This window comes from Microbacterium sp. NFH-22A-Y, assembly GCF_021401375.1.
Lineage (GTDB): Bacteria > Actinomycetota > Actinomycetes > Actinomycetales > Microbacteriaceae > Microbacterium > Microbacterium hominis.
On sequence record NZ_JACBGF010000002.1, the window covers coordinates 214,850 to 241,588 of the forward strand.

Here is a 26,739-nt window from a genome sequence, read left to right on the forward strand (position 1 = left end):
GGCTGTCGGACTGGTCGGCCCGAGAGGCCAGCCGGGGGTCGTCCGGGGGGTCGCCGTGTTGACGGGAAACGGCGCCGGTGTCCTATAGTGGTCGGCAACGTGCGCTCTCCGATGTGGGATCGGGGCCACCGACGTGGGGTCGGTTGCAGGGGCGCTCTACCTTGGGGGTAGTTGGCATGCGCGCTGCGCGCTCTTCCGTCGTGTCCGCGAAGCATCCGCTGTTGGCGGGGCTCATGGTCGTTCTCCTGGCGATCGGGGGCGTGGTGGGCACCGTCGCCCCCGCCGCGGTCGCCGCCGCCGGTCCGGGCGACTACCTGCAGATCGACAAGAGCGTCGACAAGCCCACGCCGCAGCCGGGTGAGACCTTCACCTACACCGTCAAGGTGACCTGCTCCGAGCAGGACTGCCTCGACACCCAGCTGACCGACGCCTTCCCCGCCGGACTGGTCGGCTTCGACATCGAGGCCGTGCGGTTCACCCCCGACACCACGCCCTACACGGCCACCTGGACGGGCGGCAGCGCCACGCCTCCGGCGAAGGTCGCCGCCGACACCAAGGTCACGGTCGATCTGACCGAGACCACCGACACCCCGGTGGGGGTCGGCATGTCGGCAGGCACGACGTTCTCGATGCTCGTGAGCCTGCGGGTTCCCGACGACTACCCCGCCGGCGAGAGCGGCGACATCGTCAACACGGCCGCCGTCACCGCGACCAACGCCAACCCGGTCGACAGCTCCGCGACCATCAACATCGACGTCCCCGAGAACATCGGCGTCGACGACCTGAAGACCTGGACCCCGTCCCGCCAGTCGTTCGAGCCCGGCGCCCACTCCGACATCGCGCTCAAGATCTCCAACGCCTCCAACGTCAACGTCGACCAGCTGGTGATCCAGGAGCCGAAGGCCGCCACCGAGGGCGCCGCGACGCTCGACGCGAGCAACCCGTTCACGATCACCGACTTCACCGGTTTCGAGGCCGTCGCCGTCCCGGCCAGCTGCACGACCGTCCAGGTGGACGCGTACGTCTTCGACGGCACCGCCTGGACGTGGACCGCCGGCGTGCCGTCGGCGACCCTGACCCTCCCGGACGGCGTGACGAACGCGCAGGTCGGCGGCATCCGCCTGACGTGCGACGGAACCATCGCGCCGGGCGACGAGGTGCGCTTCGACCTCGGCCTCGCGCAGCGGGCGACGCAGCGCGACACGGGTGCCGATCTCTCCAAGGCCGAGCACCGCGTCGACAACGTCGCGACCGGCACCGCGACCGCGCACGGCCGCTCCGCGACGAAGGACGCGACCGCGAACTACACGGTCACGCCGTCGATGCCCACGGTGCAGACCACGAAGAACATCGAGCCGGGACAGATCACCGCCGGCCAGAAGGCCGCGGCGACCCTCTCCGCCACGAACGGCGACGTCCCCGTGGCCGAGCTGCGCATCGCGGACCTCGACTTCTTCACCGCCGACATCGCGTTCGGCGGCTTCACCGCCGCCCCCGTCTGGCCGGCCGGCGCCTCCTCCGCGACCGTCGTCTACCACCTCGCCGCCGGCGGCACGCAGGACGTCGCCTTCGCCGACGGTGCCGTCCCGTCGGCCCCCTCGGCCCCGATCAGCGGGTTCGAGATCGTCTACACCGGCACGCTCATCCAGGCCGACGCCCCGGCATCCGCGGTGTTCGAGATCGACACCACCGAGAACGCGACGGGCGGGGCGCCGAGCCTCACCCTCACCAACCGCGTCACCTCGACCGTCACGGCACCCAACGGGCTGACCGCCGAAGCCACCGACAGCGACACGCTCGTCATCATCGACCCGTCGGTGTCGGTCACGATCGACAAGACGGTGCGTCCGGGGGCGCCCGTCGGCCCCGGTGACAGCGTGATCGCGTCGCTCCAGACCACCGCCGACGCGACGGGCGACGGCGCGCTGATCCACGACATCGTCGTCGAGGACGCGTGGGACGGCTCGCAGAACGCCTTCTGGAACGCGTTCGACCTCACCGCCATCGCGCCGACCCAGGTCCCCGCGACGGCCGACCTGACCGTCGAGGTCAAGCGTCCGGACGGTACGTGGGTGACCCTCGCGGTCGCCCCCGCCCAGGCCCAGGCGTTCGTCTTCGAGATGGATGCCGCGCAGGTCGCGGCCGCGCTGGCACCGCTGGCTCCGTCGGATGTCGAGGGGGTGCGCTTCACGTTCCACAGCGACGCCGGGTTCTCCGACACCACGAACGTGACGCCGAACCTCGTCTTCGAGGCGCAGAGCGAGCGTCGCAGCGGCGGCGCCACGACCCCCGGTCCCGACCGTCCCACCACCTACACGAACACGGCCGTCGCGACGGTCGACGGCGTGAGCGACGGCGGCAAGCCGCTCACGGACGACGCGCGCGACACGGCTCCGGGAACGATCCAGACCGACGACAACCCGCCCGGACCGGGTCCCGACATCCAGAAGCGCTGGAACCGTGACTTCGTCAACGCCCAGTCCGGCCAGCAGGCCGACACCACGCTCGGCTGGCACGTCTCGTCGGGCTACGCTCCCGTGACGATCACCGACCCGGCGACGGATGCGGCGAACCCGAAGGCCACCGTCTTCGACGCGTTCGACCTCGTCGCGGTGCGCCCGATCGCGGCCAGCTCCGACCCGTACAGCAACGGGTGGTACCTCAAGTACGACACGGTCACCGCCGTCGAGCTGTTCTTCGACAACAGCTGGCACACGGTGCCCGCTCCGGGCGGCAGCTGGATGAGCTCCGGCCGCGGCTTCGTCGGCTACACCCTCACCGCGGACGAGTCGGCCAAGACGACCGCCGTTCGCCTCGTCCTCGACGAGACCGCCGCCGACACCGCCGCGCGCGAGGCGGCGCGCCAGACCGGTCCCGCCTTCGACCCGTTCGCTCCCGCGCCGGGCTCGGGCGTCGGCTCCGGCAGCGTGCAGCGTCAGTTCGCCCTGACCTGGCAGCTGCGCGACGTCACGCGCGCGGATGCCACGCCGGTCACGGCGGCCTCCCTGCTGAACACCTCGACCGCCGGTGTCGTGGACAACACGGTGGAGATCTCGTCGCTGCCGCTGGCCGGCGGCCCGGTGGTCACCGACCGCGACGACGACACGATCCAGATCATCAACCAGCCCCCGGGCGTCAAGGTGACCAAGTCGGCATCCCCGACGTCGGCCATCTTCACCCCGGTGCAGGGCACGCCTGCGCAGGACTACCCGACGTCGCAGTGGACGATGACGGCGCGCAACGACTCGACCGCCAAGGCCAGTGCGATCCGCCTCACCGACCCGGCGACCTGCAGCCAGACCGCACTCGGCGGCTGCCAGTCCGACGTGAGCGCCGCGTTCGCCGACCCGTTCGACACGTCGGGTCAGACCGACTACCTGACGGATGCCGGGACCCCGAGCCCCTTGGACCGCTTCACCGCGACGAAGATCTCGATCGCGGCGACCATCCCCGGCCAGATCGACGCCGCCGGCTCGACCGTGTGGCTCCTGCACTACGCGGGGGGCGTCTACACCACGACGTCGCACACGATCGCCGAGGTCAACGCCTTCACGGCGGACCAGCTCGCCGACGTCGTCGGCGTGAGCGTCACGTTCCGCGGCGTCAGCGCCGGCGGCACGGGGACGATCGACCAGGACAACCGGTTCACGATGACGATCGACAGTCGGCTCCGCCCGGCGCTGCGCTCGAGCGGCGCGGCCCAGGTGCTCCCTGCCGGCAAGACCGTCGATGTGGCGAACCGCGTGTTCGCGCAGTCCTACGACCCGGTGCTGTCCCCGACGACGAAGACCGGCGACGTCGCCGACGCGAAGGTCGTGCTCACGGGCGGCGACGTCAACATCACCCCGACGAAGTCGATCAGCCCCTCCTCGATCGCGCAGCCGGCCAAGGCGACGCCCGTCACCGTGACCCTCGGCGCCAACCAGGGCTCCAACCCGCGCAGCACGCTGTCGCCGAACGTCGTCGTCATCGAGGACCAGGCCGACGCCACGGACTTCTGGAACACCTTCGACTTCGTCGCGCTGGGCGCGGTGACGCTCCCGGCGGGCGCGGATCGCGTGCAGGTTGACGCGTACACGGGTGCCGCGTGGGTGCTCGGAGCGCCGGCGGCGACCGCCGCGCTGCCCGCCGGTGTCGAGGCCGGGGCCGTCCAGGGCCTGCGGTTCACCTTCACCCGCGCCGACGGCGGACTGTTCTCCTCCACTCTGCCCGCGGCGAACTGGTCGGCCTCGGCCGCGTTCTCCGTCGTGGTGCGCGACACGTACCGCGACGCCAGCGGCCCGGTCGTGTTCGACCACACGGTGACGAACACGCAGACATCCCAGTCGACCCGCACCGACGGCAACGACTCGGGCCGCAAGCAGGCCGCTGCGCAGGTCACGCTCACCCAGGGCACCCACCAGATCGCGGTGAACAAGCTGAGCAACAACGGCGACCGCCTCGTCTCGGTCGGCTCGCCCGTGCCGTTCGATCTGACGTTCCAGAACACCGGGACGGGATACCTCACGGTGTCGCAGCTCACCGACACGCTGCCCGCGGAGCTGAACTTCCTCGCGACGCCGGCGCCGATCTACACGAAGCAGGCCGATGGTCTGCTCTCCGACCAGGTCACCCTGGGCCTCAGCCCCGACGGCCGCACGGTCACGTTCACGTGGCCGTCGGACGGTGACCGCATGAAGCCGGGCGAGGTCTTCAAGGTGCGCCTCTACCTCGAGCTGCAGCCGGGTCTCGCCCAGGGCGAGCGCGCCACGAACACCATGACGATCCAGACCGCCGAACAGCTGACGGCCTGCCGCAACACGGTGCCGGGCGGCTCGACCACCAGCGCGTTCGCGAACGACCCGACGACGTGCGGCACCACCGACTACGTCGGCGTCGTCGCGGGCTCGAACCTGTACACCGTCAAGGGTGTCGTCGGCTCGCTCCCGGGCGCCTACCAGCCCGGCGTCGCCGACGCGATCTGCCAGCAGAACCTCGTCGCGCAGGGCAAGGGGTACTTCCGTGCCCCCTGTGTCGCCAACTCCCAGGTCGACGGCACCGACGACTGGGTGCTGCACAACGTCAACGCCGGCACCGTCCCGGTCGCCGAGATGACGGTCTTCGACCAGCTCCCGACGCCCGGCGACACGCTGCTGATCTCCGGCACCGGCCGTGGGTCGACGCTGCGCCCCGAGCTCGTCGCGGACTCGCTCAAGGTCGCGGCGCCCGCGGGCACCACCCAGACCGTCGAGGTCACCAGCAGCCCGGATGTCTGCGTCAACACCTGGTCGACGCTGACGACCGCACCCGTGTGCGAGCAGAGCGGCGAGCAGTGGACCGCGGTGTCCGCCGACACCGACTGGACGAAGGTCACCGGCATCCGCGTGCACCTCGACTTCCGCACGACGACGGCGAAGGCCCTCACCCCGGGTCAGGCCGCAGACGTCACCTTCTCCACCGTCAACCGGCTGGCTTCGGCCGACCGTCCCGACGGGGCGTCGGCCGTCGTCCCGGCCACCGACCAGTTCGCGTGGAACCAGTACGGCGTCAAGTACGAGCTGACCACCGAGAGCACGTTCCGCAAGATCGCGCCCGCCGTCGTCGGCAGCCACCTGCGCTTCGGGTCGATCGGCGTGACGAAGGAGATCACCGGCCCCGCCTCGCGGTACGCGCCGACGAGCTTCCTCGCCGACGTCGTCTGCACCGCCGGTGGGGTCCCGCTCGACCTCGGCTCGGCATCCACCGTCACCCTGAGCGCGGCCGGTGACTATGCGGCGCGCATCGACGGCATCCCGCTGAGCGAGGCCGGCACGACCTGCACCGTCACCGAGCAGGGCGACGTCGGCGCGTTCGGCGAGACGTCGCGCACCGGGTCGCCGACCACGGTCGCCGTGACCGAGGCCGCCCCGCAGGACGGGACCGAGGGGGAGATCCCCGTCGCCCAGATCGCGGCGATCACGAACGACTACCAGTTCACCGGACTGTCGGTCACCAAGCAGGTGCAGACCGAGGCCACGTCGGGCGCGTTCGGACCGTTCACCTTCTCGCTGTCGTGCACCAGCGCGACGGGAAGCCCGGTCGTGTTCGACGAGCAGGGCACCACCACGCTGACCTTCACCCTCGCGGCCGGCGAGACCTGGAACGCCCCGGCGGACCGGATCCCCGCCCGTGCGAGCTGCACGCTGACGGAGACCGACGACTTCTTCGCCGATCACATCGTGATCACGGGCACGAACGTCGACGACGCCGGTGACGGCTCCGCGACGGTCACCCCGGGCGTGGATGCCGCAGAGGTCACCGTGACCAACGGCTACGACGCCGGGCGCCTCACCGTCGCCAAGGACGTCACCGGGGCGGGTGCCGACCTGTACGGCACCGGCGCGTTCGACTTCTCCGCGGTCTGCGTCTACCAGGGCCAGACGCTGCTCGATCAGCGCTTCTCGCTGCGCGGCGGCGACACCCAGAGCTTCGGGGTCTACCCGGCGGGCACGCTCTGCGACGTGACGGAGCTGACCACCGGCGGTGCGACCGAGGCGACCCTCGACCCCGCCGACGGGAAGGTCACCATCGTCGCCGCGACCGACCCCGCGGGCATCGGAGACGTGACCGTCACGGCCACCAACCGCTTCGACCTCGCCTCGTTCGACGTCGTCAAGGAGCGCGAGGGCAATCTGCTCAACCCGGGTGCGGCAGGTCCGTTCACGGTCGACGCGGTCTGCACCTACGTCGTCGACGGCACCGTCACCGCGCTCGAGGTCCCGGGCGGGTCGGAGCGTCAGCTGACGGCCGACAACGACTACCGCGCGACCTACGCCGACCTCCCCGTGGGGGCGACGTGCGAGGTCACCGAGACCGTCACCGGCCACGCCGACGCGACGACCATCACGGTCGACGACGCCGATCCCGTCACGGGGACCTCGGCGACCATCGAGCTCGTCGGCGGGGAGACGCCGCAGCTGATGACGATCGCCAACACGTTCACGGCCGGCCAGATCTCGGTCACCAAGACGGTCTCCGGCACCGCCTCCGCCGCGCACAGCGGCGACACGTTCGGCGTGACGCTCGTCTGCACCTGGTACGGGGCCGACCTGCCGATCCCCGGGGGAGCGGTCCGCGACCTCGTCGTCGGAACGCCGGTGGTCTACACCGACCTGCCGACGGATGCCGAGTGCGTGCTCACCGAGTCGCGCACCGGTGACGCCACGCAGGTCACGGTGACCGTCGACGGCGCCCCGGCGAAGAACCCGGCATCCCTGACCATCGGCAAGGACACGACGATCGCCGTCGCGGTCGACAACCGCTTCGACAAGCCGCTGCCGGCCACGGGCGGCAGCTCGGCGATCATCGTCGCGCTCTCGGGCTTGGGCGTGGGCGGCGTGCTCGCGGGCATCGCCCTGCTGACCCGTCGCCGTCGCCGCGAGGTCTGATCCGCCGGCCGGGCGGTGCGTACGCCAGGTGCGCACCGCCCGACCGCGGCGGGGCGGTGTCGAGGGTGCTCGATAGGATGGGGTGTACCGGCATTCCCGGTGCAACCGTCCGATGTGCGCCAGAAGGCCGAAAACGGGGGAGCTGTCCATGCCAGGAATCGTCATCGTCGGCGTCCAGTGGGGTGACGAGGGCAAGGGGAAGGCCACCGATCTCCTCGGCGACCGCACCGACTGGGTCGTCAAGTTCAACGGCGGCAACAACGCGGGTCACACCGTCGTCATCGGCGACGAGAAGTACGCGCTGCACCTGCTGCCCTCCGGCATCCTCTCGCCCGGCGTCAACGCCGTCATCGGCAACGGCGTCGTCGTCGACCTCGAGGTGCTCTTCGCGGAGCTCGAGGCGCTCAACGCGCGCGGCCTCGACACCTCGCGCCTGAAGATCAGCGCGAACGCGCACGTCATCACTCAGTACCACCGCACGCTCGACAAGGTCACCGAGCGCTTCCTCGGCAAGCGCATGATCGGCACCACGGGTCGCGGCATCGGCCCGACCTACGCCGACAAGATCAACCGCGTCGGCATCCGCATCCAAGACCTGTTCGACGAGAACATCCTGCGCCAGAAGGTCGAGGGCGCCCTCGACCAGAAGAACCACCTGCTGGTGAAGGTCTTCAACCGCCGGGCCATCACGGTCGACGAGATCGTCGACGACCTCCTCTCCTACGTCGAGCGCCTGCGCCCCATGGTGTGCGACACCGGGCTGCTGCTCAGCCGCGCCCTGGATGCCGGCGACGTCGTCGTCTTCGAGGGTGGCCAGGCCACCATGCTCGACGTCGACCACGGCACCTACCCCTTCGTGACGTCGTCGTCGGCGACGGCGGGCGGCGCGTCCACCGGCTCCGGCGTGGGGCCGAACCGCCTCGACCGCATCGTCGGCATCGTGAAGGCGTACACGACGCGCGTCGGCTCGGGCCCCTTCCCGACCGAGCTGTTCGATGAGCAGGGCGAGTGGCTGCGCAAGCGCGGCTTCGAGTTCGGCACGACCACGGGCCGCCCGCGGCGCGTGGGCTGGTACGACGCCCCGATCACCCGGTACGCGACCCGCATCAACGGCATCACCGACCTCGTGCTCACCAAGCTCGACATCCTCACGGGTCTCGACGAGATCCCCGTGTGCGTCGCCTACGACGTCGACGGCGAGCGGTTCGACGAGGTGCCGGTCAACCAGAGCGACTTCCACCACGCGACGCCGATCCTCGAGTTCTTCCCCGGCTGGAAGGACGACATCTCCGGGGCGCGGACCTTCGACGACCTGCCGGTGCAGGCGCAGGAGTACGTGCTCGCGCTCGAGGCCATGAGCGGTACCCGCATCTCGGTGATCGGCGTGGGCCCCGCCCGCGACGCGGTCATCGTGCGCCACGACCTCGTCGACTGACGTGCGTTTCCTCCTCGGGGGCTACACCGCCGACGGGGGTGGCGCGGCCGAGGGCATCGGGGTGCTCCTCGCGGGCGATCCCGACGATGCCTCCGCCGCTGGGGAGCTGTCGCGGTGCGCGGCGCCCGCGGTGCGCGCCGACTCGCCGTCGTGGATCACGTGGCATCCGACGTTGCCCGTCCTCTACGCGGCGCTGGAGCATCGGGGTCTCGTGCAGGCGTTCCGGCGGATCGGCGACGAGTCTTTCGCCCCGCTCGGTGAGCCGGTCGCGGCGGGAGAGGCGGTGTGCCATGTCGCGGTCGCCCCGTCGGGCGACGCCGTGGTCGCCGCCTGCTGGGGTGACGGCCGGCTGGTGCGGGTCCGCCTCGACGGCGAGGGCCGACCCGTCGCGGCGGCCGATCTGGCCGCCGCTGAAGACCCGTATGCCCTCGGCGGCATATCGGCGACGCCTCCCCGCCCGTCGCGTGCCCACCACGTCCGCTTCCTTCCGCGGAACACCGTCGCGACGACCGATCTCGGGTTCGACCTCGTGCGGTTCTGGCACGGCGACGGCGGGCAGGGCTCGCGCGATGTCGTGCTTCCGCGCGGAACCGGACCGCGCCACAGCCGATGGCATCCGTCGGGGCACCTGTTCGTCGTGACCGAGCTGTCCACCGAGCTCTACGCCCTGGCGCCCGACCCGAACGGACAGTGGCGTGTCGTGGCCGGCGTGCCGTTGTCGCCGGCCGCGCTCCCCGGGGATGCCGCCGCGGAGCTCGCCTTCTCGCGCGACGGTCGCTACGTCTACGCCGGTCTCCGCGGCTCGAACACGCTGGCGGTGCTCGAGGTGCGCGGGGATGGGGCCGAGCTGCGTCCGGTCGCCCTGGTGGACGCGGGCGTCGAGGGGCCCCGCCACCACGTGGTCGTGCGCGACACGGTGCTGGTCGCCGGTCAGCTCTCCCACGAGGTGGTGGCGCTGGCACTCGACGAGCGCACCGGCGTGCCCGGCCGCGCCCGCCGCCGAGTCGACGCCCCGTCGCCGACCTGCGTGCTCCCGGCATCCTGACCTCGTCGCCCGGCCCCCGCGTGCTCAGCGCAGGCCGTCTGCCCAGAACAGGCGGATGCCGGGGTGGGGACTAGACCGCGAAGAGCTCGCTGCGCGGCGTGTCGATCAGCGCGGTGATGGGCATGAGCGCCGAGCCGAGTGCGACGGTGTCGCCGCCGAACGTCGCCGGCACGAGTTCGAACTGCATCCCGAGGCGGTGCAGGCAGTTGCGCCGCACGGCGTCGGCGATCTGCGCCGACCGGTGCTCCATCAGCCGCATCCCGACCCATCCGCCGACGACGACGCGTTCCGGATTGGTGAGGTTGACGACGCTGCCGAGCGCCGCACCGAGCGCCTCGACGACGTCGTCGACGACGGCGCGCGCATCCGCGTCGCCGTCCGCCGCGGTGAGGAGCGCGCCGACCGCCTGCCATCCCGACCCGTCGAACGAGCCGCCGCGCGCCTGCCACGCGTGCAGGATCGCATCGGCGCCCAGGTAGGCCTCGACGCAGCCGTTCTGCCCGCAGCGGCAGCGCGCACCGCCGACGTTGATCTTCGTGTGACCCCACTCGCCCGCGCTGCTGAACGCCCCGTGCGCTAGAGACCCGTCGGTGATCACGCCGAGTCCGACGCCGCGCCCGAGGAGGGCGACGACGGCATGGTCGATGCCGCGGGCGGCGCCGTACCAGAGCTCGGCCCGGGCCTGCGTCTTCGCGCCGTTCTCGGCGAAGACCGGCAGGTCCGCATCGAGGTCGCGCGGGAGGGGCCAGGGCTCCCACCCGAGGCTCTGGGCGTAGAGCACCTGGGCACCGTCCGGTCCGGTCTCCACGACGCCGGGCAGGCCCAGCCCGATGCCGAGCACGCGCGGCCACCGCTCCTGGTTGCGCGCGCGCAGGGCGGCGACGGCTTCGACGATATCGCGGTGGATGCCGTCAGGAGTCTCATCGTGGCGTCCGCCGCGGAACTCGCGGTCGACCATCGTGAGCGACAGGTCGAAGAGCTCGACCGCCACCCCGCGCTCGCCGACATCCACACCGATCGCGTAGGCGCCCTCGGCGCGCGGGGCGATGAGAGAGATGGGCCGTCCGCCCCGCGAGGAGACGGATCCCACTTCCGCGAGCAGTCCGTCGTCGATCAGCTCGGACGTGATGTTCGCGGCGGATGCCGCGGAGAAGCCGCATCGCCGGGCGAGGTCCGCGCGCGTCGTCTCGCCCTGCTGGAGCACGAAGCGCAGCGCGGCCGCCCGGTTCTGCTGACGCAATGTCGTGACGGTCGCGGAGGCGCGCGCCGGGGAGCCGGCCCCCCGGGCCTGTGCACTCATGGTTCGACGATAGCCCGTCATGTGCGCACCTCGAGTCGTCGCACCAGCACGGGCCGGGTGGCGGTGAGTTGGAGGCGCCCGTCGTCCCACCGCGCCGAGACGGCCCGCGGGTCGTCGGCGTCGACGTGCCAGGATGCCGGGCGGGTGGAGAACCCGAAGGAGAGGGGGGTGTCGGCGGTGACCTCCACCGGCACGTACTCGTCGCTGCGGTAGGCGGCCCCCGCGGTGTGATGCCAGATCCCCTCCGGGACGGGGGCGGCGGTGAACCGGGCGATCGAGGTCTCGCCCGATCCGCTGCGTCCCGTCCAAGCGGGAAGCTGCAGGTCGGGGCGCGCGAAGAGGGCATCGAGCACCGGGGTGCGCACCTCGCAGCGCTCCACCGCGACGGCGGCGAGATACTCCTCCAGGATGCGCCACGCGCGGTCGGGGTCGAGCGTCGCCGTCGGGTCGGCGATCAGCTCCCACCCCTCCGGCACCCGCGCCGAGAGGGGGGAGGTGAGCGTGTCGAGCTTCTTCCAGGGCCAGAAGTTCCAGCCGATGCCGTGGCGTTCGTAGAGCCGCGTCGCCGCGTAGACCCAGCCGGGCGTGTTCTCGCCGCCCTCGCCCATGTAGATCGGCAGGCCCGACTCGCGGCGCAGCTGCAGGAAGTCGGCGATGCTCGTCTCGTCGGGCGCGCACCAGTACCGGTGGAACTGCACGGCCTGGTTGTCGTCGTAGCGCATCCGCACGGGCTCGGGGTTGGTCGCCCAGTGGCTGCCTTCGTACATGAGCAGGTGGTGCGGGTCGATCTCGCGGATCGCCGCGGTGAGCTCGCGGTAGAGGGAGACCAGGTCGTCCTGATAGCGGTGCTGCCACTCGTTCGGCAGCGGTTCGTTGAGAAGGTCGTAGCCGAGCACCGTCTCGCTGTCGCGGAACCGGCGGGCGATCTCGCGCCACAGCGCGACCGTGTGCGCGCGGTGGCGCTCCGACATGAACAGCTCGGGGATGCCGCGGGGCGAGTCGTCGATGTTGGTCCCCGTCTGCCCGCCCGGCGCGCCGTGCAGATCGATCAGCACCCGCAGGCCGTGGCGTTCGGCCCAGGTGACGGCGCGGGCGATCAGCGCGAAGCCGTCGTCGAGGAAGCGGCCGTCGTCGTCCATCACGCCGCGCGCGTTGATCGGCAGGCGGACGTGATCGAAGCCCTGCGCCGCGATGAGGGCGAAGTCCTTCTCGGTGACGAACTCGTCGCGGAACCGGCGCCAGAACTCGGCCGCCCGCACCGGCCCCACGAGAGCGGCGATCCGCGCTTCGATCTGACGCGGAGAGGCCAGCTCGTCGCCGAAGCGCCACATGTACCCTTCCGCGAGCAGCCAGTTGCCGAGTCCCACACCACGAAGGAGCAGGGGTCCGTCGTCATCGACGAGCTCGGTGCCGACGGCGCGGACGAAGCCGCGGGGGCGAGGGGGCGGGGTCATGGTGTTCCTCACGGGCGGGGCCTCATTTCAGGCCGGACAGGGCGAACCCTTGGACGACGTAGCGCTGGAAGACGACGAAGACGATGAGGATGGGCACGACCATCAGCGTCGAGGCCGCCATCTGCAGCGACGGGTTGGTGGAGATCTGCTGATTGAGCAGCGAGATGCCCACCGAGAGCGTGTACAGGCCCTGGTCGTTGGCGATGATCAGCGGCCAGAGGAAGCTGTTCCACCCGGCGATGAAGGTGAGGACAACCTGGACGGCGAGGATCGGTCCCGACATGGGCAGGATGATCCGGAAGAAGATGCGCCATTCGCCCGCGCCGTCCATCCGCGCCGCTTCGAGGATCTCCGTCGGGATCGTGGCCATGAACTGACGGAAGAGGAACACGGCGAAGCCCGACACCAGCATCGGCAGCGCGATGCCGATGAGCGTGTTGGTGAGTTTCATCCCGTTGAGGATGAGGTAGCTCGGGATCATCGTGACCTGACCCGGGATCATCATCGTGACCAGCACGAGGAAGAACAGGGCATCCCTGCCGGGGAAGTCGAACTTGGCGAAGCCGTAGCCGGCCGCCGCCATGAGCAGCAGACCGACCATGCAGATGACGACGATGAGCAGGGTGTTCAGGAGGTAGCGCCCGAAGTCCAGCTCGGTGAAGAGCTGGATGAAGTACTCGAGCGTCGGATTGCGGGGCAGCAGCTGCGGGGGGAACGCGACGGACTCGCTGCGCGGCTTCACGGAGGCGAAGATCATCCACAGGAAAGGGAACGCGGTGATCAGCGCGCCGACGGTCAGCAGCGCGCCGATCACGATGGTGCCGGTGCGTCCGCGGCGCCGCCCCGGGCGCCCGACGCGCGACGCGGACGGATGCGAGGCGAGGCGGCGGCCGCCGCGGGTGACGAGCTCAGTGGTCGACATCGGACCTCCTCAGACGCAGCTGGACGATGGTGATGGTCGCGATGATGGCGACCAGGACGACCGAGCCTGCACTCGCGTAGCCGAACTGGCTCGACGAGAAGCCCTTCTGGTAGAGGAAGAGCGCGATGGAGGTCGAGGAGCCGAGCGGGCCGCCCTTGGTGAGCACGAAGGGCTCGTCGAAGAACTGCAGCCAGGCGATGACGGTGGTGATCGTGACGAAGAAGATGGCGAAGCGCAGCAGCGGGAGGACGATCGAGAAGATGCGTCGCAGCCCGGACGCGCCGTCGATCGCCGCCGCCTCCAGGTACTCCTTCGGCACGCCCTGCAGGGCGGCGAGGAAGATGATCACGTTCAGCCCCAGACCGCGCCAGACGGCGACGAGCCCGACGGAGAACTTCACCACGGTGGGGTCGGAGAGCCAGGGGACCGGCGGCAGCCCGACGAGCGAGAGCAGGTAGTTGAACAGGCCGAACTGCGTGTTGTAGAGGTAGCCCCACACGAGGGCGACGGCCACGATCGCGGTGATGGCCGGGACGAAGTAGAACGAGCGCAGGGCGCGGAAGAAGCGCCCCTGCGACCGGTTGAGCGCGAGCGCGATCGCCAGGGACAGCACGATCACGCTCGGCACGCCGACGACCGCGAAGAGGGCCGTGTTTCCGAGGGCCTGCCAGAAGTCGGGGTCGGCGAACAGCGCGGTGTAGTTGTCGGCGCCGATGAACTGGATGCGCGACCAGTTGCCGAGACCGGCGAGGTTCATGTCGGTGAAGCTCACGAGGAGCGCCACGGCGATCGGCAGGATGCCGAAGACGATGAGCAGGAGCATCGCCGGAGCGATGAACGTATAGGGGACGATGCGGTTCTTCATGGCCTCAGGGCCGGGGGTGCGCGGCGATCGGGTCGCCGCGCACCCCCGGAGATCAGTTCGCGGGGGTCCCGGCGGTGGTGGTGAACAGCGTCGTCAGCGCCTCATCACGGTTCGCCCCGGTGAGCACGATCGAGTTCAGCGCGTCGAGCAGCGCCTTCCCCGTCTCGCCGTCCCAGTTCGGCACGAGCGGCAGCAGGCGCGAGGACGCGAGCTGCTTCGTGTAGACGGAGACCATCGGGTCGCTGGTCAGCGCGCTGTCGGTGAGCGCCGCCTTCACGGTCGGCAGCTGGCCGTCGGACTGGTACCAGCTCACCTGCACGTCGGGCTGCGACAGGTAGTCGAGCAGCTGGAGCGCGCCGTCCTTGTTCTTCGTGGAGCCCCAGACGCCGAGGTTCGAGCCGGCGAGCAGCGACGTGTCCTTCGCCCCCGAGGGCACGGTGGTGACGTTCCACTTGCCGGCCAGCTCCGGCGCCGACTGCGAGATGGCGGCCGCGAGGTAGGGGCCGCTGACGAGCATGGGCGTGCTTCCCGTGATGAAGCCCTGCGTCTGGTCGAAGTCGCTGTTCGTCGGCACGCTCTTGTCGGCGTACAGCCCGGTGTACAGGTCCACGGCCTTGCCGAAGGCGGGGGTGTCGAAGTCGATCTTCCCCTGGCCGTCGACGATGTCGCCGCCCTGATCCCACGTCATGATGACCGGGAGGGCGCTGTCCCACTGGGGGATGTAGTACCCGTACGATCCGTCGCCACGACCGGCCAGGGTCTTCGCGTCGGCGCGCAGCTGGTCCCAGGTGGCGGGCGGGGTGCTGATGCCCGCCGCCTCGAGGATGTCGCTGCGGTAGAACAGCACGCGGGTGTCCGACACCCACGGCACCGACACGACCTTTCCGCCGATGGCGGTCGCGTCTCCGGCGACCCCGTCGACGAAGCGGGATGCCGCGAGGTTCTCGTGGCCGGAGAGGGTCGCCTCGTCGAGGGTGAGCAGCGCCCCGCTGTCGGCGTAGGTGCGCAGCTTGGAGAGCCCGATCTGCAGCACGTCCGGCCCGTCGCCCGAGGCGACCGCCGTCGTGAACTTCTGGTCGACGCTGTCCCACGGGATGGCGACGGTCTTCACGTCGATGCCCGTCTTGTCTTCGAACGGCTTCACGAGCGCGTCGAAGTGGGCGGAGCTGTCGCCCATGACCCAGACGGTCAGCTCCGTGGTGGTGGTGCCGCCGTCGCCGGGTGCGGATGACGAGCATCCGGCGAGGGTGGCTGCGGTCAGGGCGGCGGTGCCCAGAGCGAGCCAGCGCATTCTCTTCATCGAGATGTCCTTTCGGGGTGCAGGAGGTGCGGTGCCGAGTCGGGACTCGGCGGCGAGAGGACGGGAAGAGACTCCTTCGTCCTTTCTCTAAGCCTTAGATTAAGGCATGTCGGATCTGGCGGCAAGAGGAGATCCGCCGCACACGACGCAGGGGGCCGCAGCCATCGCGACCCCCTGCACCGATCGTGCTCAGTAGGACGAGTACACCGTCACCTCGTCGATCGACCACCACTGCGGCGCGACTCCGGTCTGCGTGATCCGGATGTAGCGGGCGCTCGTCGGTGCGATCGAGATCGGGCGTTTCCAGCCGTACGCGATGCCGGTCGCGGCCGTCGACCACGTCGACCCGTCGAGCGAGGTCTCGACGGTGAACCCGCGCGGGTAGTCCCACGTCGATCCGCTGTCGGTCTGCACCGTCACCATCGCGACCGTGCGGGTCGCACCCATGTCGATGCGGTACCACTCCCCGCCGGCCATGGCCTGACCGCTCTTCCACGAGGTGCCGTTCGCACCGTCGATCCCCGCGCCGGCTGTGCTGCCGGCCGCGGTCGTGGATGCCGTCGCCGTCCAGCCCGAGTGGCTCACGGCGACCGGGGCGAAGCTCGACAGGCCGCCGGCGTACTTCGCGATGGTGGCGACGAAGCGCGCGTTCTGCGTGAAATTGGCCGTGCCGAACTGCGACAGCTTCGACTGGTAGGTCGCCGCGTCGTCACTGTTGATGACCGGCACCGGCTTGCGATCGTCGTAGTACATGCCCCAGTACGCGAAGCCGTCCTCCGCCGATCCCTTGACCTTGTACGACCAGTTCGACCACGACACCTGCGAGGCGTTGAGGCCCGCCATGAACCGTGCCCAGACGTCGTCGTTGTAGTACAGCGAGTATTCGCCGTAGAGGATGGGCACGCCGGGATTCGACAGCTTCGCGGCCAGTCCGCCCAGCTCGTTCGTCACGAGCTGGTTCTGCGCCGTCCAGTCCTTCGAGTTCGGCATGTCGTACGGGTGGTACTCGTAGACGACGTTCGTCCACCCGTAGGTCGACGGCGACGCCAGCTTGTCCAGGCCGAAGAACGCGCCGAGGAAGATCGCGTGATCCGCATCGATGGCGCGCACCGCGGTGTACAGCCGGTTGTAGTAGTCGCTCTTCTGGGCCACGTCGTCGCTGTCTTCGTTGTAGTCGATCAGCGGCTCGTTGATGAGGTCGTAGCCGGCGACAGCGGGGTTGCCGTTGTAGCGCGTCGCGATCTTCTTCCAGATGTCCTCCACCCAGTTCTGATACGTGGCGCTGCCCCAGAACCCGTTGGGATTCGGGCCGATGCGACCGCAGGAGCCCCACGGGCAGCCGCCGCCGGGAACCGTGTGCAGGTCGATGAGCACGTAGATCCCGCGGGATGCCGCCTCGTTCACGACCCAGTCGATCTTCGACCAGGGGTTCGACTTCCAGGTGCCGTCGAGGTTCAGGAACACGTTCCACCCGATCGGCACGCGGATGAAGTTCATCCCCGTGGCCTGAATCGCGTCGAGGTCGTTCGCCGTGAACCAGGTGTCCTGGTGCGTGCCGACGACGGAGGCCGTGGTGGTGGCGCCGAAGCGCGCGGTCATCGTGTTGGTCAGCGAGTAGTCGTCGTTGTAGAGACCGGCGGTGAGCTCGCCGATCGACCACCAGTTGCCCGCGCTTGCGGTCTGGGTGAGCCGGAAGTAGCGCGCCGCCTGCGCCGTGAACCCGATCGTCGAGGCCTTCTTGGTTCCCGCGCCGGTGGCCACGGTGCTCCAGCTCGACCCGTCTCGCGACAGCTGGAGCGTGTAGCCGCGCGGCCAGTCGTCCTCGTCGGTCGTGTTCTTGGCCGTGTCGGTCGTGACGTTGTTGAGGGTGATGAGCGCGCCCATGTCCACCGTCACCGACTGTCCCGGTGCCTGCGCGGCGCCGGTGCTCCACCGTGTCGAGGTGGTGCCGTCGAGCATGTTCGCGGGGGAGGCGCCCACCGAGGAGGTGACGGCCCATCCGCCGCGGTCGAGCGAGGTTCCGCTCGAGATCGCGATCTCCGCGACCGACCACCACTGCGACGAGGTGCCGTTGGACGTGATCCGCAGGTAGCGGCCGTTCTTGGTGCCCTGGAAGTCGGCCTGCACGACGCGGTTCGCGCCGTAGCCGCTCGCCACCTTCGTCCAGCTCGCGTTGTCGTACGACGTGAACACGTCGTACACCCGGGGATAGTCGTTCGCCGTGGCCGCGCCGGCGTCGAACAGCACCTTGTCCATGTCGACGTTGCGGCCCAGGTCGACCGTCAGGGACTGTCCGGGCGCCTGCGGGGCGCCGCTCTGCCACACGGTGGAGACGTTGCCGTCGAGCGTCATCTGGGCGTTCGTGCCGGGGGCGCTGGAGGTCGCGGTGGCCGTGTGCGTGCCGTTGAACAGCACCGGGTCGCTGTAGAGGTTGATCTCACCGACCGACCACGGCGCCGCGGCGGTGCCGGTCTGCGTGACTCTCACGTATCGCGCCACCTGCGGGCTGAACTTCACCGTGGTGAGACCGTCCGCTCCGGGCTGGTTCGCCACGCTCGTCCACGTCGAGCCGTTCGACGAGGTCTCGACGGTGAGCGCCCGTGGCCACTGGCCGCCGTTGGCCGTGTTGTCGATCGTGAGCCGGTTGAAGAGGGTGGCCGCCCCCAGGTCGAGGCGGATCCACTCGCCGCCGGCTTGGTTCGCTCCGGTCGTCCATCGGCTCGTGCCCGATCCGTCCAGCGCGTTCGCGGGGGTCCCCGCCGAGGCCGTCGCGGTCCAGCCGGTGCGGTCGGCGGCGAACTCGCCCAGCGGCGACATCCAGTCCTCCTGGGTGAGCCATCCACCGATGTTCGTGCCCCGGAGGTTCACGGCGGCGCCCGTGCCCGAGGACTTCTTCAGCACGTTGCCGCTGGCTTTGAGGAAGTCGGCGGAGGTGAGGGCGGCGGCGTGCGCCGCCGTCACGGGTAGGACGGCGGTCGCCGCCACGGCCGCGGCTGTGACCAGCGCGGCGAGAACATGTCGTTTCACGATCCTCCTTGATCAGCGCGGAACACCCACTGGTTCCGTCGCTGGTCAGCATCGCGAGCCGACGTCTACTTTGTCAAGGACTTAAAATAAGCCCAGCAATTACAGGGGCTTCAGAATGACAGGGGCCTCAGATGGCGGCATCCTGTTTCGGGATGAAGACCTTCTTGATGATGAGCAGGATCGACGCCGTCACGGGGATCGCGACCAGAGCGCCGAGCAAGCCCATCAGCGTGCCGCCGACGAGCGCGCCGATGACGACGAGCGCCCCGGGGACCGCGATCGCCTTGTTCATGACCTTCGGCGTCAGCACGTATGCCTCGAGCTGCATGTACACGAGGTAGGCGAGGGCGAAGATCAGCGCGGACAGCGGGCTGGCGAACAGGGCGACGATCGAGGCGATGCCCCAGAAGAGCACCGTTCCGACCAGCGGGATGATCGTCAGGCAGAAGGCCACGACCGCCATGAGGGCGGGGAACGGCAGTCCGAGCACCGTGTAGAGGATGAAGCTGACCACCGCGTTGAAGAACGCGAGCACGACCATCCCGCCCAGGTATCCGCCGACGGACTCGGTGATCTGCTCGGTGAGATCCGCCGCCAGCTCGCGGCTGCGCGCGGGGACCATGCGGTAGAACGCCTGCTTGATCTCGGGCAGCGAGGCCAGGAAGTACAGGCTCAGCACGACGATGATGATGATGCCGGAGAGGGTCGTGCCGATCGAGATGCCGATCTGCAGGACGCCGCCGCCGATGGCCGCGATGTGCCCCGGATCGGTCAGGAACCTCTGCACCTCGGAGAGGATCACCGGCACCTGGTCGCCGAACTGCTCGCGCACCCAGGCGTACAGCTCCGTCTGCTGGAACGACGAGACGAGCGTCGGCAGGTCGGTGATGAACTGGCTGATCTGGCGGACGACCGTCGGGACGATCAGCCACACCACCGCGGTGATCAGGACCGCGAAGGCGAAGTAGACGATGACGATCGCCCAGGCGCGCGCGACGCCGTGACGCTGCAGACGCTGCACGACGGGGTTGAGGCCGAGCGCCACGAACAGGGCGAAGGCGACGTAGATCCAGACGGTCACGAGGCTGCTGACGGCGAGGCCGAGGAGGATCGCGACCAACCCGCCGAACGTGAGGAAGAAGCCGGCGACGAAGGGGCGGTTGATCGTGGTCCAGACCTGCCGTCCGGATCGTGCCACGGGCGGCGTGCCGGACTCCGCGGAGGACGCGGCCGGCGGCCGGCCGCCCTCGTCGACGTCGGGCGTCGTCTGCGTCTTCGCGCGCCGCAGAAGTGAACGCTTGCCGGGCTCGTCGGTGCCTACTGCCATGGTCACACTCTAAGGCTGCGCGGCGGCGGAGCCGGTAAGGTCGGCGGAGACGAAAGGGAGCACATGACCGACGCCGCCGCGCACCTGCAGCGCCTGCGTGCCAGCATCGACAACATCGACGCCGCACTCATCTTCCTGCTGGCCGAGCGCTTCCGCTCCACGCAGCAGGTCGGTGTGCTCAAAGCGGAGCACCGGATGCCGGCATCCGACCCCGCCCGCGAAGAGCAGCAGATCGCGCGTCTGCGCCGCCTCGCGCTCGACGCCGACCTCGACCCCGAGTTCGCGGAGAAGTGGTTCAACTTCGTCGTCGCGGAGGTCATCCGCCATCACACGGCGGCGGGCGCCGCGGACTGACGCGGCCCGGCGTCGCGGCCCGACGGCTCAGGGGATGGCGCGGCGGAGAGTCGCGAACGACACCGCCCCCAGCGCGACCCCCGCGACCGCCAGCACGCCGGTGAGGCCCATCGGTCCCAGCGCGGTGAGCCAGGCGCCGACCGCGGCCCAGGCCTCCAGTCGGGCGACGAGCCACAGCGCGGCGACCAGCAGCAGGCCGACCGTGACGAGGGCCACGGTGAGGCCGAGGGCGCCGTACCGCCGGTAGATCGTGGCTCCCCAGAACCCCAGGATGAACAGCAGCATCGCCGTGACGCCGAAGAAGACGCCGGCGCCGATCGCGCCCGCGGTCCAGATCCAGTCGAGCGAGAAGAAGTAGCCGTTCACCCCCCAGCCGCCCGTGGCCCGTTCGACGGCGCCGCCGACGGCGAAGACGAGGCCGAGCATCGCCGCAGTCACGAGGGCGGCCAGCATGGTGCCGAAGAAGAACTCCCGCCGGGTGATGCTCAGCGCCTGCGAGAACGGGAAGGTGTAGCTCAGCGACATGATGCCCAGGCCGAAGAAGTACCAGATCGGCGCCTGACTTCCGCCGCCGTACTTCGCGCCGCCGTACGGGATCATCGCGAAGATCGCGATGGAGAGCACGAGCGTGGCGCCGAGGATGATCAGCGGCAGCCACACGAACGTGTACTTGTTGACGAACTGCATGCGGGCGACGGTGACGACACGGTTCATCGGAGTGCTCCTTCGGCGGCGGCGTTCTCGGCCTGGTGCTGGGTGAGGCGGACGATCAGCTGCTGCAGCGACACGGGCCCCGCTTCGAGGCCGGATGCCGCCAGGCGTGCCCGGTCGTCGGCATCGAGCGCGCCGAGCACCGTGACGCTGGTGACGCGCCCGAGGCTCTCCCGGTGGAGCACCTCGCGGCCCGCGGTGAAGGCGGCCACCGCGTCGGCGTCGCCGACGATCGTCGCGGCCCGCCCGCGCACGGCGTCGGTCTCCTCGTCGAGCAGGATGCGGCCGCGGTCGATGACGATGACCCGCTCGATGAGGTCGGCGACCTCGTCGATGAGGTGGCTGGAGAGCACGATCGTGCGGGGGTGCTCCACGTAGTCGGCGAGGAGGCGGTCGTAGAAGATCTGTCGGGCGACGGCATCCAGCCCGAGATAGGGCTCGTCGAAGAAGGTCAGCTCGGCGCGCGAGGCCAGGCCGATGATCACGCCGACGGCCGACAGCTGTCCGCGGGAGAGCTTCTTGATCCGTGTCTTCATCGGCAGCTGGAACGCGCGCACGAGGTCGTCCGCGAGCTCCTGGTTCCAGTGGGGGAAGAACATGCGTGCCATGCGGAACGCGTGGCCCGGTCGGGCGTCGTCGGGGTAGCGCTGGCTCTCCCGCACGAAGCAGACGCGGGTGAGCACCCGGGCGTTCTCGTAGGGGCTCTCCCCGAACACGCGCACGTCGCCGGAGGTGGCGAAGTTCTGCGCCGTGAGGATCGACATCAGCGTGGTCTTGCCGGCGCCGTTGCGTCCGAGCAGGCCGTAGATGACGTTCTCCTCGAGGGCGAGCGAGACGCGGTCGAGGGCGGTGGTGTCCTTGTAGCGCTTGACGAGATCGGTCACGTCGACGACGGTCATCGTGCGTCTCCTTCCGGGAACGGGGCGGTCGGTGCTGGTGCGGACGGGTGGGCGGCGGAGGCCGGCCGTGCGGCGGCCTGTTCGCGGACGAGGGTGGCGAGCTCGTCCGGGGTGAGGCCGAGCGTGCGCGCCTCGGCCAGCAGGGGCTGGATGAAGCGTGCGGCGAACGCGGCCCTGCGTTCGAGGCGCAGCTGCTCGCGCGCTCCGATCGCGACGAACATCCCGATGCCGCGCCGCTTCACGAGGACACCTTTCTCGACGAGCATGTTCACCCCTTTCGCGGCCGTGGCCGGGTTGATGCGGTAGAACGCCGCGAGCTCGTTGGTCGATGGCGCACGCGAGTCCTCGGCGAGGCTGCCGTCCACGATGGAGTCCTCGACGTTCTCGGCGATCTGCACGAAGAGTGCGCGTCCCTCGTCGATCACGGGACCTCCCGGCATCCGGTTTCTTGGTTAGTTACTTAGCTAAGTAACCATAGAACGTCGAGGACGTCAAGCGTCGCGTCCCGCGGCCCGGCCCGCGCGCACGCGCGATAGCGAGTCGTCGGCGAAAGGTCCAATTTGCGTGAGCATTCACAGGGATGAAACCGTGGAGCACGGCCCCTTGCGGGGTCGATGACCCAGACCAGTCCGCGACCGCTGTCGTGCCCGTTGGCACCGGCGGACGTACGGTCGGCGGCCTTTGCGCGGACCCGATGTCCTGCGCCGAGCGTTCAGCACGAGCGCGAGCGGCCGTCACCCGGGCGTGACCGATGCAGCCTGTGCACCGGGCTGCCGAGGTGTTCTGTGACCGACGCTGTTTCCGCTGCGCCCCTGTTGGAGGCGCGGCATCTGTTCAAAGTCTTCGGACGCGATCCGAAGGACGCCGTCGCGCGGCTGCGCGCCGGACAGTCCCGCGCCGACGTGGCGGATGCCGGGACGGCCGCCGTCGTCGATGCCAGCTTCACCGTGAACCGCGGCGAGATCTTCGTGATCATGGGGCTGTCCGGCTCGGGCAAGTCGACGATCATCCGCATGCTCAACGGCCTGCTCGCCCCCACCGCCGGCGAGGTGACGATCGACGGCCGCAACGTGACGACGGCCTCCGCCGCGCAGCTGCGCAGCATCCGCCGCGCGTCGGTGTCGATGGTCTTCCAGCACTTCGCGCTGCTGCCGCACCTCAGCGTGCTCGACAACGCCGCCTACGCCCTCGAGATCCAGGGCGTCGGAAAGGCGGAGCGCCGCGAGCGGGCCCGCGACATCCTGGAGCGGGTCGGGCTCGGCGATCGCGCGGACGCGCTTCCGGACCAGCTGTCCGGCGGCATGCGCCAGCGCGTCGGCATCGCGCGGGCGCTCACCGCCGGGACCGACATCCTGCTCATGGACGAGGCCTTCTCCGCCCTTGACCCCCTCATCCGTCGCGAGATGCAGGAGCAGCTCGTCGAGCTGCAGCGCGAGCTGGGCCGGACGATCGTGTTCATCACGCACGACCTCAACGAGGCGATGTTCCTCGGCGACCGCATCGCGGTCATGCGCGATGGCCGCATCGTGCAGAACGGCACGCCGGAGGAGATCCTCACCGACCCGGCCAACGACTACGTCGCCCAGTTCGTCCAGGACGTCGACCGGGCGCGTGTGCTCACGGCATCCGCCGTCATGGAGCCGCCCACGCTGTCCACGCCGATCACCGCGGGCGTGCGCGGGGCCCTCCGCGCGATGCGCGAGAACCAGGCCGGCGCGGTGTTCGCCACCGAGAATCGGCGTCTGGTCGGCGTCGTGACGGATCGGGCGGTCATCCGCGCCGTGAAGTCGGGGGAGACCGACCTCCGCCGCATCGTCGATGCGCACGTGCCGACCGTCGGTCCCGACGACCTGCTCACCGACATCGTCGAGACCGCCGTCGAGGCGACCGTCCCGCTCGCGGTCGTCGACGCCGACGGGCGCCTGCGCGGCGTCATCCCGCGCATCACGTTGCTCGCGGCGCTCGGCAACGTGCCGCCGACCACGCGCGAGATGCCGGTCGTGCAGACGCCGCTGGAGATGGTGGCGGAGTTCACGCCGCTCGTCGACGCCGCGGCGGAAGGGGGTCGCTGATGGAGGCGCTGCGCATTCCCGTCGGAGAGTGGGCCGAGGCCGTCGTCGACGTGCTCGGCGACGTGCTGCGCGGGCTCTTCGACGCCGTCGCGTTCGTGCTCGGTGCCGTCTACGACGGGGTGGATGCCGTGCTCATGGCGCCCCCGTTCTGGCTGCTGATCCTGGTGCTCGCCGCGGCCGCCTTCGCCGTGAGCGGCTGGCGGCTGGCGCTCGGCACCGCGCTGGGACTGCTGGTCATCGTCGCCGTCGACCAGTGGGACAACGCGATGGACACCCTCGCGCTCGTGATCGTCGCGGCGCTGGTGGCGATCGTGATCGCGATCCCGGTCGGCATCTGGGCGGCGCGGAGCGACACCGTGTCGCGCATCGTGCGTCCCGTGCTCGACTTCCTGCAGACGATGCCCGCCTTCGTCTACCTGATCCCGGCGATCATCTTCTTCGGCGTCGGGGCGGTCCCCGGCATGATCGCCACGATCCTGTTCGCCATCGCACCCGGCGTCCGCCTCACCGAGCTCGGCATCCGCGGGGTGGACAGCGAGGTCGTCGAGGCCGGGTACGCCTTCGGGGCCTCCCCGGCGCGCGTGCTGCGCCAGATCCAGATCCCGCTCGCGCTGCCGTCGATCATGGCCGGCATCAACCAGGTGATCATGCTCAGCCTCTCGATGGTCGTCATCGCCGGGATGGTCGGCGCCGGCGGCCTCGGCGGCGAGATCGTCCGCGCCATCGGCCGCATCAACGTGGGCCTCGGCTTCGAGGCCGGGCTGTCGGTCGTGATGATCGCCATGATCCTCGACCGCCTCACCTCGGCGCTCGGGCGCCCACGCGCACCGCGCCGTGCCCGCACCACCCCCCGACCCGGCGGGCACGACGCCCGCCCCAGCCGCGGAGAGTCCGCGGCTGACACCGAACGATCCGCGGACAGCACGCGGATGGAGAGGACGTCAGCATGAAGAACACCAGGAGCATTCTGGGCGGCATCGCCCTGACCGCGGCGACCGCGCTCGCCCTGAGCGGATGCGCCGGAGGCGCCGGCGGATCCGCCTCCGACCCGAAGTCGATCGAGATCGCCGTGTTCAACGGGTGGGACGAAGGCATCGCCGCGTCGTACCTGTGGCAGTCGATCCTCGAGGACAAGGGCTACGACGTGACGCTCACGTACGCCGACGTCGCGCCGGTGTACCAGGGGCTCGCCCGCGGCGACTTCGACCTCGTCCTCGACACCTGGCTGCCCACGACCCACGCCGACTACATGGAGCGCTACGGCGACAAGGTCGAGGACCTCGGCGCCTGGAACGACGACGCCCGGCTCACCATCGCCGTGAACGCGGATGCGCCGATCGACTCGCTCGACGAGCTCGCCGCGGCATCCGACCAGTTCGGCGGCCGGATCATCGGCATCGAGCCCGGATCCGGACTCATGCGCATCACCGGCGACGACGTCGTGCCGGGCTACGGGCTGGACGGCCTGCAGCTCGTCGAGTCGTCGACGCCCGCCATGCTCGCCGAGCTGAAGAAGGCGACGGATGCCGGGCAGAACATCGCCGTCACCCTGTGGCGGCCGCACTGGGCGTACAACGCGTTCCCGGTGAAGGATCTCGCCGACCCGAAGGGACTGCTGGGGGATGCCGAGAGCATCCACTCGGTGGCCGCGACCTCGTTCGCGCAGGACCACCCCGAGGTGCACGGCTGGATCTCGGGCTTCTCGATGCCGGGCGACAAGCTCGCCTCGCTCGAGGACGCCATGTTCAACCAGTACAGCGGCGACGACTACGGCCCCGTCGTGAAGCAGTGGATCGCCGACAACCAGGAATGGGTCGACGGCCTCACCGCGTAAGGCGTGACCGTCAGGGACGGGGTCCGGCGTTCGCCGGACCCCGTTCGTCGTCGGAAGCGGGATGCGGACGCTCGAGCTGGAGGGCCACGCGGTTCTCGAGGATCTCGACGGCCTCGTCGGACAGGGCCAGCAGGCCGTCGACCTCCTCGCGCACCCGTCGGTAGGCGACCTGGCGCTCGGCCGGCGTCGCGGACTCGTCGAGAGCGACGGCCAGCAGCTGCTGCGCGGTGGCGAGACGCTTGCGCTCGGTCTCGGTGAACTGCGAGTCGCGCACGCGTCGGGCCTCGCGTTCGGCGAGATCGAAGGCGACCTCGTAGTCGGTCACCGCCGCCCGGTACTCGGCGACCTGGTCGGCGCCGACCCGGGCATCGGCCGACGGCGGGCGCAGACGGTCGGCGACCTTCTTGGCACGCAGGAACGCCGCGGTCAGGGGCTGGCGGCCGTCGCTCATGGTGGGGAAGGCGATCATGCGGGCCACATCGAGCTCGTACTCCAACCACCGCGCGGTCACGTCGTCGTGGACCGCGAACAGCTTCTCCAGCTGATCGGGCAGCGGGGAGGGCTTCGTGATGGGCTGGGGGTCGCTTCCGGAGACGCGGGTGGACGCCGTGATGGTCTTCAGCTCGGCCTTCGCCTTCATGACCTCCAGCCGACGCGCGTGACGACGCTGCGCGAGCACGTCCCACCGGCGCAGTGCGCCGCCCGCGACGCCGAGAACGGGGAACACCAGCCACCAATAGTGCTGGGCGAAGATCCAGAACTGGTCCACGGCCTCAACCCTATGCGCG

At 70.1% G+C, this 26,739-nt stretch carries 18 protein-coding genes; 7 read left to right on the top strand and 11 right to left on the bottom strand.

The features are described from left to right. Positions 1 to 200: 200 nt before the first annotated feature. From L0965_RS07045 to L0965_RS07055, 3 genes are all read left to right on the top strand, one after another. Entirely contained in the window at positions 201 to 7,406 is a 7,206-nt protein-coding gene (locus L0965_RS07045; RefSeq protein ID WP_234057966.1) for a DUF5979 domain-containing protein, read from the top strand. A 148-nt stretch (positions 7,407 to 7,554) separates the two neighbouring features. After that, the gene (locus tag L0965_RS07050; protein ID WP_060959642.1) at positions 7,555 to 8,841 is read left to right on the top strand and encodes an adenylosuccinate synthase; all 1,287 of its coding nucleotides are present in this window, start codon (positions 7,555 to 7,557) and stop codon (positions 8,839 to 8,841) included. Between the two features lies 1 nt (position 8,842). Then, complete coding sequence (locus L0965_RS07055) at positions 8,843 to 9,886, top strand: beta-propeller fold lactonase family protein (RefSeq protein ID WP_101307069.1); 1,044 nt, start codon at positions 8,843 to 8,845, stop codon at positions 9,884 to 9,886. Positions 9,887 to 9,956: 70 nt separating this feature from the next. Here the strand turns inward: L0965_RS07055 and L0965_RS07060 are convergent, their stop codons facing one another. From L0965_RS07060 to L0965_RS07090, 7 genes are all read right to left on the bottom strand, one after another. Then, positions 9,957 to 11,186, bottom strand: coding sequence for an ROK family transcriptional regulator (locus L0965_RS07060; RefSeq protein ID WP_234057967.1), 1,230 nt, complete (start codon positions 11,184 to 11,186; stop codon positions 9,957 to 9,959). 17 nt (positions 11,187 to 11,203) lie between these two features. Beyond that, positions 11,204 to 12,640, bottom strand: coding sequence for a glycoside hydrolase family 5 protein (locus tag L0965_RS07065; RefSeq protein WP_101307068.1), 1,437 nt, complete (start codon positions 12,638 to 12,640; stop codon positions 11,204 to 11,206). A gap of 22 nt (positions 12,641 to 12,662) precedes the next feature. Further along, positions 12,663 to 13,562: a carbohydrate ABC transporter permease gene (locus tag L0965_RS07070; protein ID WP_101307067.1), complete on the bottom strand. Its 900-nt coding sequence runs from the start codon at positions 13,560 to 13,562 to the stop codon at positions 12,663 to 12,665. Next, positions 13,549 to 14,427: a carbohydrate ABC transporter permease gene (locus L0965_RS07075; RefSeq protein ID WP_060959647.1), complete on the bottom strand. Its 879-nt coding sequence runs from the start codon at positions 14,425 to 14,427 to the stop codon at positions 13,549 to 13,551. The genes L0965_RS07070 and L0965_RS07075 overlap by 14 nt, the downstream gene beginning before the upstream one ends. 52 nt (positions 14,428 to 14,479) lie before the next feature. Next, positions 14,480 to 15,727: an extracellular solute-binding protein gene (locus L0965_RS07080; protein WP_223848756.1), complete on the bottom strand. Its 1,248-nt coding sequence runs from the start codon at positions 15,725 to 15,727 to the stop codon at positions 14,480 to 14,482. A 189-nt stretch (positions 15,728 to 15,916) separates the two neighbouring features. Further along, positions 15,917 to 18,754 (bottom strand): discoidin domain-containing protein, encoded by a 2,838-nt coding sequence (locus tag L0965_RS07085; RefSeq protein ID WP_101307065.1) that lies wholly within the window; start codon positions 18,752 to 18,754, stop codon positions 15,917 to 15,919. A 127-nt stretch (positions 18,755 to 18,881) separates the two neighbouring features. After that, the gene (locus L0965_RS07090) at positions 18,882 to 20,081 is read right to left on the bottom strand and encodes an AI-2E family transporter (protein WP_060959650.1); all 1,200 of its coding nucleotides are present in this window, start codon (positions 20,079 to 20,081) and stop codon (positions 18,882 to 18,884) included. 63 nt (positions 20,082 to 20,144) lie between these two features. Between L0965_RS07090 and L0965_RS07095 the strand changes: the two genes are divergently transcribed. Continuing rightward, positions 20,145 to 20,435 carry a chorismate mutase gene (locus L0965_RS07095; RefSeq protein ID WP_060959651.1) on the top strand — a complete coding sequence of 97 codons (291 nt, stop codon included), beginning with the start codon at positions 20,145 to 20,147 and terminating at the stop codon, positions 20,433 to 20,435. Positions 20,436 to 20,462: 27 nt separating this feature from the next. On the opposite strand, the gene L0965_RS07100 is transcribed toward L0965_RS07095, so the two are convergent. The 3 genes from L0965_RS07100 to L0965_RS07110 are packed head-to-tail and all read right to left on the bottom strand — an operon-like array spanning position 20,463 to position 22,470. Further along, entirely contained in the window at positions 20,463 to 21,149 is a 687-nt protein-coding gene (locus L0965_RS07100; RefSeq protein ID WP_060959652.1) for a hypothetical protein, read from the bottom strand. After that, positions 21,146 to 22,045 (bottom strand): ABC transporter ATP-binding protein, encoded by a 900-nt coding sequence (locus tag L0965_RS07105; RefSeq protein WP_060959653.1) that lies wholly within the window; start codon positions 22,043 to 22,045, stop codon positions 21,146 to 21,148. The genes L0965_RS07100 and L0965_RS07105 overlap by 4 nt, the downstream gene beginning before the upstream one ends. Further along, positions 22,042 to 22,470 (bottom strand): GntR family transcriptional regulator, encoded by a 429-nt coding sequence (locus L0965_RS07110; protein ID WP_060959654.1) that lies wholly within the window; start codon positions 22,468 to 22,470, stop codon positions 22,042 to 22,044. Before L0965_RS07110 ends, L0965_RS07105 begins: the two co-directional genes overlap by 4 nt. A gap of 360 nt (positions 22,471 to 22,830) precedes the next feature. Here L0965_RS07110 and L0965_RS07115 point away from each other — a divergent pair, with 360 nt between their 5' ends. Genes L0965_RS07115 through L0965_RS07125 form a run of 3 tightly spaced genes read left to right on the top strand, consistent with a single transcriptional unit; the run spans position 22,831 to position 25,951 of the window. Continuing rightward, positions 22,831 to 24,117 (top strand): glycine betaine/L-proline ABC transporter ATP-binding protein, encoded by a 1,287-nt coding sequence (locus tag L0965_RS07115; RefSeq protein ID WP_101307064.1) that lies wholly within the window; start codon positions 22,831 to 22,833, stop codon positions 24,115 to 24,117. Further along, complete coding sequence (locus L0965_RS07120) at positions 24,117 to 25,067, top strand: proline/glycine betaine ABC transporter permease (protein WP_101307063.1); 951 nt, start codon at positions 24,117 to 24,119, stop codon at positions 25,065 to 25,067. Before L0965_RS07115 ends, L0965_RS07120 begins: the two co-directional genes overlap by 1 nt. After that, positions 25,064 to 25,951: a glycine betaine ABC transporter substrate-binding protein gene (locus tag L0965_RS07125; protein WP_101307062.1), complete on the top strand. Its 888-nt coding sequence runs from the start codon at positions 25,064 to 25,066 to the stop codon at positions 25,949 to 25,951. The genes L0965_RS07120 and L0965_RS07125 overlap by 4 nt, the downstream gene beginning before the upstream one ends. A gap of 10 nt (positions 25,952 to 25,961) precedes the next feature. On the opposite strand, the gene L0965_RS07130 is transcribed toward L0965_RS07125, so the two are convergent. Further along, a complete protein-coding gene (locus L0965_RS07130; protein ID WP_101307061.1) occupies positions 25,962 to 26,720 on the bottom strand; it encodes a hypothetical protein in 759 nt (252 codons plus the stop codon). Between the last annotated feature and the right edge of the window lie 19 nt (positions 26,721 to 26,739).

Coding starts and splice junctions, on each gene's coding strand:
- L0965_RS07050 (WP_060959642.1), top strand. CDS start 7,555: ATGCCAGGAATCGTCATCGTCGGCGTCCAGTGGGGTGACGAGGGCAAG.
- L0965_RS07060 (WP_234057967.1), bottom strand. CDS start 11,186: ATGAGTGCACAGGCCCGGGGGGCCGGCTCCCCGGCGCGCGCCTCCGCG.
- L0965_RS07065 (WP_101307068.1), bottom strand. CDS start 12,640: ATGACCCCGCCCCCTCGCCCCCGCGGCTTCGTCCGCGCCGTCGGCACC.
- L0965_RS07070 (WP_101307067.1), bottom strand. CDS start 13,562: ATGTCGACCACTGAGCTCGTCACCCGCGGCGGCCGCCGCCTCGCCTCG.
- L0965_RS07075 (WP_060959647.1), bottom strand. CDS start 14,427: ATGAAGAACCGCATCGTCCCCTATACGTTCATCGCTCCGGCGATGCTC.
- L0965_RS07080 (WP_223848756.1), bottom strand. CDS start 15,727: ATGAAGAGAATGCGCTGGCTCGCTCTGGGCACCGCCGCCCTGACCGCA.
- L0965_RS07090 (WP_060959650.1), bottom strand. CDS start 20,081: ATGGCAGTAGGCACCGACGAGCCCGGCAAGCGTTCACTTCTGCGGCGC.
- L0965_RS07095 (WP_060959651.1), top strand. CDS start 20,145: ATGACCGACGCCGCCGCGCACCTGCAGCGCCTGCGTGCCAGCATCGAC.
- L0965_RS07100 (WP_060959652.1), bottom strand. CDS start 21,149: ATGAACCGTGTCGTCACCGTCGCCCGCATGCAGTTCGTCAACAAGTAC.
- L0965_RS07105 (WP_060959653.1), bottom strand. CDS start 22,045: ATGACCGTCGTCGACGTGACCGATCTCGTCAAGCGCTACAAGGACACC.
- L0965_RS07120 (WP_101307063.1), top strand. CDS start 24,117: ATGGAGGCGCTGCGCATTCCCGTCGGAGAGTGGGCCGAGGCCGTCGTC.
- L0965_RS07125 (WP_101307062.1), top strand. CDS start 25,064: ATGAAGAACACCAGGAGCATTCTGGGCGGCATCGCCCTGACCGCGGCG.